Raw genomic sequence first — 9,604 nt, 5'->3', positions numbered from 1 at the left:
CCTTGTATTTAGGATTTGGACAGAACTACCAAACCTAATTATAAGGAGTTTTTTTATGTCTTGAAACCATAAATTTCTACTCGAAACTACTTGACAAATTTTTAATAACTTTATGCAAAGCTAATGATATCATTTATAAAAAGTCTGTACTGGGCGTTTTCACAATGCCAATTGGAATTGTGATTATTGCATACGCGTCTGTATTTCCGAGCGAGGTATCTCCGCTGATCCCGGCCTTACAAACCTATTGGCTGCAAATCCATGTTATTACGACGGCAATTGGCCAGGGGATACTGGGGATTGGCTTTATTGCGGCGCTTATTTATTTGATTCGGGTAGTCGAGCAAACGACACGATCGAAACAAACATTTTGGCTGGAGACTATTATGTTTATCATTACATGCGCACTTGGAATTGCGATCACGGTTGGTATTTTCTCTGCAAATCAATATTCCGTTACGTTTAACTGGATCAATGAGCTTGATATGGAAGCGGAGCTACAATATGAATTACCCGCGATTGTCGGTCCCTATGAAGGGGAATTATCCTCTTCTGACCAGGGGAGCTTCGGCCCTTTATTTAAAGCGCCTGGATGGATGAATGGAGTGGAAGCGCCTCGGAAATTCAATACATTTCTCTGGTCGATATTTTCCGGTAGCCTGCTTTATTTTCTAGTACGTCTTATGTTGAGAAAACGTATTTCAGCTGCGATCAAGCCGTTTGTTAAAAATATCAGCCCACAATTTTTCGATGAAGTGAGCTATCGCGCTATAATTATTGGGTTTCCCATTTTTACATTAGGAGGCTTAATCTTTGCGATGATTTGGGCGCAAATAGCTTGGACACGGTTCTGGGGCTGGGATCCGAAAGAAGTATGGGCGTTAATTACGTTTCTTTTTTATGCGGCATACTTGCATCTACGCTTGTCAAGGGGCTGGCACGGGGAGAGGTCAGCCTGGCTTTTGGTGATTGGCTTCGCGATTATCATGTTTAATCTACTGGCTGTCAATCTCATTATTGCCGGACTGCATTCTTATGCATAAAAGAGTTTAGAAGGCATGGTGCCATAACGTTTTAGACATTAACGGATTTATGCGATTTTAAAAAAGGAGATGACGGAGATGCTTCCAACTTATTTACTGGCAATGGGAATTGTCGCGTTGGTCATTTTGTTGATGATAGTGATCTTAATAAAATTGTTATTTCACTATGAAGAGAAAGCTCAGTCGGCTTATTCCATTTTAGAAGAGAGATTTGCAAAGGGTGAAATCTCAGAAGACGAATTTGTTAAAAGAAAAAAGGCGTTACAATAAAAAATTTTTCAACCCAAATAGGTCGAGCCTGTTTGGGTTGTTCCATCTGAACGTAGCGCTAAAAAATCCTTCCACCAATCAGCTATCCTGCTGACTGTATGCTTTGAAAAACATCTGTTAGTCCTTCATCAGCCTAAGATATGGGGAGAAACGTTGCTCTGGATCCTCACCCACAGGATTGATCCCCGTATATCAATTATAAAGCCGAAGTGGTCGTTCCATGGTTTCCTCATCCATATGCCTAATAACGACAATTAGACTTATTTAGAAAAAATGTGTATAGTAGAAAATATAAATCGTAATTATTATGATTTGTTATTGCGAAGGAGGGATTACTATCCTGGAGCAGCTATATCGGCAACTAGTGATCGATCATTCAAAAAAAAGGCGAAACCATCGGAAAATAGAAGGCGACACGGTGCTGCAAAAACATTATAAAAACCCGACCTGCGGTGATGTAATGACTCTTTTTATCCAGCTGTCTGATAAAAAGGTGATTGAAGATATTTCGTTTGTTGGGGAAGGATGCAGCATAAGCATGGCGTCAGCATCAATGATGACGGAACTGTTAAAAGGAGCTTCACTGAAGGCGGCTTCACAATTTCGCCATGCAATGGAACAAATGATTCGAGAAGGTGAGATTCAGGAGGATATTGATTTAGGAGATGCACTGGCATTGGAAGGAGTGCATCAATTAAAAGCTCGCCACAATTGTGCGTTAATGACTTGGCAGGCTCTTGATCGTACGTTAGCTGATTATGAGGAGTATAAATAGCAGGCAATAAACAGTAATGATTTCGATTATCGAAGTAGTAATTGATAGAGAGTATACGAATGGAGGACTAATGTTGGGCGTACGAAACGTTGATATCTATATTCTTGCCGGGTTTTTAGGTAGTGGAAAAAGCACGCTATTAACCAGGCTGTTACAAGCAGAAAAAGAAAACGGGAGGCGTGTCGGGGTATTAATGAACGAATTAGGAGAAATCAGCATTGATTCCAGTATTGTCCCACCTGGTACCCCATTGCTCGAACTGTTGAATGGCTGTATTTGCTGTACAATAAATGCCGAATTGAGCCAGCAAGTAAATTGGCTGCTGGAAGAACATGAGCTGGATGCTATTTATATCGAAGCAACGGGAGCAGCGCACCCTATTGAAGTGATTGATGCATGTAGCCATCCGATACTGGCAAATAAGGTGAAAATCATGGCTGTTATTACACATGTCGATGTGATGTGGTGGAAGGATGGCAAAATGAGTCTCAAGGTGAAAAAGCTGCTTAACGAGCAGGTGAAATTTGCTGATATTCTCGTGCTGAACAAAACGGATCAGCTAGAAGCCGATGAATTATCATTCTTAATGAAAGACATGAAAACAATTAACTCTCAGGCAAAGATGATTCCTACCACCTTTTCACAAGTCGCCCCTGACATTTTATATGAACGGCACGATAAAAGCAGAAGAATAGATCAAATGAGTTTTCCCGATTCTTCTCATGGGGCACATGTTCATCACGATCTCCATCTGCATACATTTCAATATCCATTAAAAGCTGCTCTTGATCGAATCCACTTTTCAAATTGGCTGAAAGCAATTCCCGGTCACCTTTATCGGGCAAAAGGATTTGTAACGTTTACGGAGACGCCGGGTCTGTTTTTGTTCAACTATTCTTATGGAGAACCTATCTTCGAACGCGTTCATACAAGGAGCTTTGACCCCGTGCTCATTTTTATCGGCGATGGTCTCGATCATCAAGAGATGGAAAATGATTTACTCAATTTACAAGCTGAACCTGACTTTTATAACAAGGAGAGATGACAGTTGGATATACTCAAACAAGTGCCTGTGACGGTAATAACCGGGTTTCTAGGAGCGGGCAAGACAACGCTGCTTACTCATCTTCTGACGGCAGATCACGGCCAAAAAATAGCCGTCATTGTAAACGAATTTGGAGAAGTCGGGATTGATAATCAGTTGGTAGTTGGAGCAGAAGAAGAAATTTTTGAAATGAATAATGGCTGTATTTGTTGTACAGTTCGAGGTGATTTAATCAAGATTCTTACTGATCTTATGAGAGCAAAACTTAATCCACTCGACCCAAAAGTCGACTTTGACCGAATTGTAATAGAAACAACAGGTTTAGCTGAACCTGCTCCCGTTATTCAAACCTTTTTTGTCGATGAGGCGATGACACGCTTCTATCAAATCGATTCAGTCGTAACCGTAGTCGATGCCAAGCATGCCAATCAGCAGCTTGACCAGGCTCATGAAGCACAGGAGCAAGTTGCATTCGCTGATATCATCTTATTGAACAAAGTTGATCTTGTCACCATGGAAGACGTACATATACTCGAAAAACGATTACGCCAGATGAATCCCTCCGTGAAAATTTTCAAAACAGAAAATTCAAAGATCGAGCTTGATAAGATTTTAGATATCCATACATTCGATTTGGATAAAAAATTAGAGGTGGACCCTGACTTTTTACATGATGACCATCACGACCATGAGCATGATGATCAAGTCTCGTCTTTCGTATTAAGAGAGGAACGACCTTTAAACTTAAATAAGCTGGAAAAAATGGTCACCCATTGGATTAATGACTACGGCACAGAGATGTATCGCTACAAAGGCATTTTGAACATAAAAGGAATGAATGAAAGAGTTGTGTTTCAAGGGATCCATATGCTGTTTGCTTCAACAGTTGATCGTGAGTGGACGGAGAATGAAACAAAAGTCAGTGAAATTGTTGTGATTGGAAAAAATTTAGATCAACGCCACTTTCAAACACAGTTTGCAGAGTGTGTGGAAATTGAGTGAGGAGAAGGGAGGATCTCATGAATCGTACGACCGCACTGGATATGCTAGCGAGGAAAGGCTATAAAATCACCGGAAAAAGAGAAACGATGGCCCACATTTTCTGGAAGAACCATCGCCTTTTATCAGCCAGAGCCGTTCATAATATCATAAAAGTGGATTCTCCCGGTATAAGTCTTGATACGGTCTATCGAAATATCAGGCTATTTGAAGAGCTCGGCATTTTGGAGGCAACCGAATTAAATAGAGAAAAGCATTATTGTTTTACAAGTTCTGACCATCATCACCCGCTGATTTGCATCGATTGCGGTACAGTGAAAAAAATAGAGATTTGCCCAATGGATCACATGTTGGACTTACCCAAAGGCTTCCTCGTTACAGGACATAAATTTGAGGTTTATGGCCACTGTAGTGACTGCCATTCATCATGATCTGTAGAAACCCGCTTGCCAAAGTTGTCATTTTCCTTATTCAAGATTAGATACTATTTAAGGCTAAATTTGCCCTATCAGTGGAGATCTATATGTTTATAGACCAATTACAGCAGTCAGATTTTAACCTGGCTGCTTGTTCATTTGATGGCACCTTACATTCTGAAATCTCTTCATCAAAATGACGATTGCATTGTGACCAATAATTTTGTATTATGAAAACAAATAAACAAATTGTTTTTATGTTTTATATGTGAGGTGAAGTCTTGATGCCCAAATTCACAGCAACAGAAAAAGAGCAAATTAGACAAGGCATGTTAAAAACTGCCCATCAGTGTTTTATTGCAAAAGGATTAAAAAATACTTCTATTGATGAAATAACTTCCTCTGTCTCTATAGCCAAAAGCAGCTTTTATGCCTTTTTTGAATCGAAGGAAATGTTGTATTTTGAATTATTAGCTTTAGAGGGGGAAGATATTGAAAAAAGGGTTTGGCCGAAAGTGGAAAAAGAACAGGATATCCGCAATGCAATTAAAGTGTTTTTGCACGCGATGTCTTCTGCTTTAGAAGCGAATGTTTTAACAAAGCGGTTAATTACAAATCTGGACGAGTACAACATGGCTTCCAGAAAGATTGACTCACAATATTCAGCGAGAACTACTTTAAGAAGCATTGTTCCACTCTTGGAATTTATAAAGAAACACCAAGAGCGAGAAACAATCATACAGGAAGAAGTAGATGTGATTGCAGGCGTAATCCGGGCTTGTTTAGCAATGATTATTCACAAAAAGGATCTCGGTGAAGAAATATACCCTAAAGTTCAAGAGATCATTTTTAATGCCGTTGCTAATGAGCTTGCAAGTAAGAAATGAGAATTTAATGACGAGGTAGTGATAAAATGAGTAATTCAAACAAAGTTCTTTTAGAGCTTGCAGCAAGGCACGGATTGGCCCTGAAGGAAGAGACATTGACGTTTAACGAATCGGGGCTTGATTTCCAAGTCGCTTTTGCCATTGACAGGCAAGAGAATGAATGGGTGCTGCGACTCCCGAGGCGTAAAGATGTGATGCCGAGGACAGCAGAAGAGAAAAAGGCATTAGATTTAGTGAATGAATATCTCACGGTTTTCGAGGCACCAAATTGGTTGATTTATACAAATGAATTGATTGCTTATAAGAAATTAAGCGGTGTCCCAGCGGGTACAATTGATCACGAGATTCAAAATTATGTCTGGGAGATGGATATTACTAATGTGCCGGATTGTTTTTATCAAACACTTGGCAAAGCACTGGCCGCTTTGCATACAGTTCCAATTAAAAAGGCAGAGAGTTTTGGCTTTACCGTTGTTCACACACCTGAAGAAGTTAGACAATCAATGAAGGAAAGAATGGAGGCTGTACGGGAAAAAATAGGTGTCGGTGAGTCGCTTTGGACTCGCTGGCAAACATGGATCCAGAATGATGACATGTGGCCGAAGAAAACGGGACTTGTTCACGGTGACGTACATGCCGGCCATATTCTGATTGATAAGGCTGGAAAGGTGACTGGTCTGATTGACTGGACTGAAGCAAAAGTGTCTGATGTATCAAACGATTTTGTTGTCCTTTACAAAACTTTTGGTGAACAGGGTCTTGAATTGCTACTCAAATTCTACAGCGCAGCAGGTGGATATACATGGCCGAAAATGAAAGAGCATATTATCGAATTAGAGGCAGCCTATCCAGTAGCAATTGCAGAATTTGCTATTATTTCTGGAAGTGATGAGTATATGCACATGGCAAAGCAGGCTTTGCAAATAGCCGAAGAATAATCACAGATGCGCTAGTTTCATAAAAAAAAGTCGGTTCCTTCAGTAAAGGAGCTCGGCTTTTTTCATTGGTTGAGACCCCAACCCATTATAGAAGCTGAACGTCATCAACTCGGTTTGGCTATTTTCTCATAAGACAGATGAAGATCCTCTGAAAGCCTTTTCCTTTATTGATAATAAAGGATATAGTAGAGGTGAGGGCATTTCTCGATATGTTTTGTATATATTTGTATGAAACGAATCAAAGCAGCTTCATCCCATTCTAAAAGGGAGGGTAGCATGTACAGGAAAGTAAATTCAAAAACGTATACGATGGCAGCGGGTCATTTGTTTTGCGACATGAATCAAGGAGCTCTTCCGGCTATTTTACCTTTTTTGATTTTGAGTTATGGATTTAGTTACACGGCGGCGGCTGGCTTAATCTTGGCGGCAAATATCATATCTTCTATCTTTCAACCTTTAATAGGGTTATACTCCGACAAGGCATCTAAAGGCTGGATGGTTCCACTAGGGTTGCTGCTCAGCGGCGGCGGCTTAGCGGTTATTGGTTTTTTATCGAATTATTGGCTTATTTTTATTTCGGTTATGATTAGCGGACTTGGGATTGCCATCTTCCATCCCGAAGCAGCAAAGGTCGTCCATTTGACATCAGGTGAACATAAAGCAACAAGCATGAGTGTTTTTTCATTAGGGGGGACATTGGGCTTTGCGCTTGGTCCCATTGTTGTCACGGGCTCTGTGCTTCTATGGGGGCTCCAGGGGCTTCTTGCCTTAATCATCCCTGCTATTATCATGGGCTTGATTACGATGAGACCGGTAAACAAACCTGTTACGAACAACGATGGTATGCCAAAGAAGGAATGTACACGTCCTGGTGAAATCAAAATCGATCAGTGGAAGCCATTTTCCCTTTTAAGTATTGTTCTTTGTGTTCGTTCGATCGTGTTTTATGGCTTAAATACGTTTATTCCACTTCTTTGGGTCTCTGTTTTCCTTCAATCTGGCAGTTCAGGCAATGTCTTATTGAGTCTGTTCTTATTGTTTGGCGCGATGGGAACGATAATGGGCGGAAGAATAGCAGATACATACGGACTTGTTAAGCTTATTCGAATAAGCTTTGTCCTATTAGTGCCCATCCTGCTGCTCCTGTCGGCAACGGATTCACCACTTCTAGCAGGAGGATTCATCCTTTTAGCGGGGATCTTTATTTTTATGCCCTACAGTTCAATGGTCGTCTTAGGGCAAAAATATTTGCCAAACAGGCTTGGTCTGGCTTCAGGAATTACGCTTGGGGTTGCAGTAAGTGCAGGGGGAATTTTCGCACCAGTATTAGGCAGAATCGCTGACAGCTACGGCATCCAAACCGTCTTGTTTGTTTTATTCTGTATATCAATCATTTCTATTCTATTCTCTTATACACTTTCTGTAGATAAAAAGCCTGCCGTCAACTCACGGTCAGTAACCGAACGTTAACGGCAGGCTTCTCATGCCTCAAGATGCTTATTATAAAGCGTAGTAATAAATGCCCCCGTTGGAATCCATATACAGACCCGTTGGGATATCCGACTGGCCATTGCCTGGTGAGTAATACAGCTGCGAGCAGCAAGAGGAGCCATCATTCCACCAATAGCTGAAACCGCTTGCGGATGCGCTGGAGGCAAACAAGGTCAAACTAAGAATCGCCGCTCCAATAAGCAACATCATTTTTTTTTCTCATCATTTTCACCTCATTGAAATTTTTGGCACGATTCGTTCTGATTGTTTAGTACGGAAGGTAGAAAATTTCATGCATGGAGCCGAAGTCAAAGATCGTGCCACTGCCGCCCATATAGATAGGCAGACCGTAAGCACCACTTCCATCTGTGTAGTACAATTGGTTCCAGGAACTGCTGCCGTCATTGAACCAATACGTATAGTTAGCTGAAGCACTGGAAGCGAAAAGAGCAAGCGAGAGTACGAGAATCAGAACGGTCACCATTATTTTCTTTTTCACAGGATCAACCTCCTTTACCGTAATATAACTGCTTCTTTATACTCAAATCATAATCAAATGCTCAATTACTCACAAGGGTAGATGGTCGTTTAAACAACGGGGCTTTCCTCCCGAGAAAACCATTACTTTTGGCAAAAAGAATGAAAAAGAGGGGTGATTCGACCCTTATGCCTATACCAAATGTCTAATAATTCTGAATCGTGAGCAGAAAATAAAAGCCCGGTTTTGAGCGCAGGCTTTTCTCAGCATTAAACGACGATAACAGAAAAGATATCCGATAGTTCAGCTTTTACTTCACTAGCTATTCGACAAAAGCTCTCTTCTATGCTACCGTCACGATGATTGGTTGATCCTTTGTAATGATGATAGTATGCTCATGCTGTGCCGCCAGGCTGTTATCAGGCACACATAAAGTCCAGCCATCCGGCTGCTCCACGACATAATCGGCACCAGTCGATAAAAAAGGCTCGATTGTTATAACCATTCCCTCTTTCAAAACCCTCTTGTCGTGCTTATTATAAATGGGGAGGATATCTGCGGGGCTTTCGTGCAGCGATTTGCCAATGCCGTGACTGCCCAGATTTTCAATAACTTGATAGCCGCCTTTTTGAGCCTCCATCTGAATTATTCGCCCAATTTCATTCACCTTCACTCCATGCTTGAGGGAAGAGATTACTTTCATCATCGTCTTGTGTGTATATTGGCAAAGACGCGTTAAGGACTGATTATAGGGAGGCATTTGAAAAGAATGTCCCGTATCAGCAAAATAACCATTCAATTCGGCTGAAACGTCGATGTTTATTAAATCTCCTGGTTGAATTTTTCGATTTCCGGGAATTCCGTGGGCAACTTCCTTGTTAATGCTAATACATGTGCTACCGGGAAAGTTATACGTTAATTTAGGAGCAGACATAGCCCCATGCTTTCTCAAAAAGCGCCCACCAATCTCATCCAGTTCCTTTGTCGTCATTCCAATACGTGCGTGTTGTTTCATCTCCATTATCGTCAATGCAACAATTTTGCCAATTTCCTTTAGACCATCAATATCGTTTTGAGATTCGATTGTCATAAAATGACCTCCATTTTCCAGATGACTTCATTTTACCACATAATAGGGGTAGCGTCAGGAAAATGCGGATTTACAACGCTAAGCACATTTTCGAGACGATTCCCCCATTTTTAACAACGTTAAGAAAATTTCAATGGTCTTAAAGAATCTAACGAGACCATTTTCTCGGAAT

General features: G+C 40.9%; 10 protein-coding genes and 1 pseudogene. 9 read left to right on the top strand and 2 right to left on the bottom strand.

Annotated elements, in window-relative coordinates; translation table 11 throughout:
• Positions 1 to 131: 131 nt before the first annotated feature.
• The 9 genes and pseudogenes from ccsB to M3212_RS21275 form a co-directional block, all read left to right on the top strand.
• Positions 132 to 1,043 (top strand): annotated as a pseudogene (gene ccsB / locus M3212_RS21315) (c-type cytochrome biogenesis protein CcsB); the annotation flags it as partial.
• Between the two features lie 78 nt (positions 1,044 to 1,121).
• Positions 1,122 to 1,313 (top strand): SHOCT domain-containing protein, encoded by a 192-nt coding sequence (locus tag M3212_RS21310; protein ID WP_251195929.1) that lies wholly within the window; start codon positions 1,122 to 1,124, stop codon positions 1,311 to 1,313.
• A gap of 331 nt (positions 1,314 to 1,644) precedes the next feature.
• Entirely contained in the window at positions 1,645 to 2,088 is a 444-nt protein-coding gene (gene sufU / locus M3212_RS21305) for a Fe-S cluster assembly sulfur transfer protein SufU (protein ID WP_251195931.1), read from the top strand.
• Positions 2,089 to 2,161: 73 nt separating this feature from the next.
• Entirely contained in the window at positions 2,162 to 3,133 is a 972-nt protein-coding gene (locus tag M3212_RS21300) for a CobW family GTP-binding protein (RefSeq protein WP_251195928.1), read from the top strand.
• A 3-nt stretch (positions 3,134 to 3,136) separates the two neighbouring features.
• On the top strand, positions 3,137 to 4,135 hold the full coding sequence (locus M3212_RS21295; RefSeq protein ID WP_285874951.1) for a CobW family GTP-binding protein: 999 nt from the start codon (positions 3,137 to 3,139) through the stop codon (positions 4,133 to 4,135).
• A gap of 17 nt (positions 4,136 to 4,152) precedes the next feature.
• Positions 4,153 to 4,563 (top strand): Fur family transcriptional regulator, encoded by a 411-nt coding sequence (locus tag M3212_RS21290; RefSeq protein ID WP_251195927.1) that lies wholly within the window; start codon positions 4,153 to 4,155, stop codon positions 4,561 to 4,563.
• 269 nt (positions 4,564 to 4,832) lie between these two features.
• Positions 4,833 to 5,435 carry a TetR/AcrR family transcriptional regulator gene (locus M3212_RS21285; protein ID WP_251195926.1) on the top strand — a complete coding sequence of 201 codons (603 nt, stop codon included), beginning with the start codon at positions 4,833 to 4,835 and terminating at the stop codon, positions 5,433 to 5,435.
• A 26-nt stretch (positions 5,436 to 5,461) separates the two neighbouring features.
• Positions 5,462 to 6,373 carry a macrolide 2'-phosphotransferase gene (locus tag M3212_RS21280; protein ID WP_251195925.1) on the top strand — a complete coding sequence of 304 codons (912 nt, stop codon included), beginning with the start codon at positions 5,462 to 5,464 and terminating at the stop codon, positions 6,371 to 6,373.
• Between the two features lie 276 nt (positions 6,374 to 6,649).
• Positions 6,650 to 7,843 carry an MFS transporter gene (locus tag M3212_RS21275; protein ID WP_251195924.1) on the top strand — a complete coding sequence of 398 codons (1,194 nt, stop codon included), beginning with the start codon at positions 6,650 to 6,652 and terminating at the stop codon, positions 7,841 to 7,843.
• A 289-nt stretch (positions 7,844 to 8,132) separates the two neighbouring features.
• Here the strand turns inward: M3212_RS21275 and M3212_RS21270 are convergent, their stop codons facing one another.
• Positions 8,133 to 8,363, bottom strand: a complete 231-nt coding sequence (locus M3212_RS21270) for a hypothetical protein (protein WP_251195923.1) — start codon at positions 8,361 to 8,363, stop codon at positions 8,133 to 8,135.
• A gap of 322 nt (positions 8,364 to 8,685) precedes the next feature.
• On the bottom strand, positions 8,686 to 9,432 hold the full coding sequence (map, locus tag M3212_RS21265) for a type I methionyl aminopeptidase (protein ID WP_251195922.1): 747 nt from the start codon (positions 9,430 to 9,432) through the stop codon (positions 8,686 to 8,688).
• Positions 9,433 to 9,604: the final 172 nt, after the last annotated feature.

It is taken from the genome of Halalkalibacter oceani (genome assembly GCF_023715705.1).
In the GTDB taxonomy this organism is placed as follows: Bacteria; Bacillota; Bacilli; order Bacillales; family Bacillaceae_D; genus Halalkalibacter; species Halalkalibacter oceani_A.
Note: the sequence above shows the minus strand (reverse complement) of the source record. Positions and strands in the feature narration are given on the sequence as shown.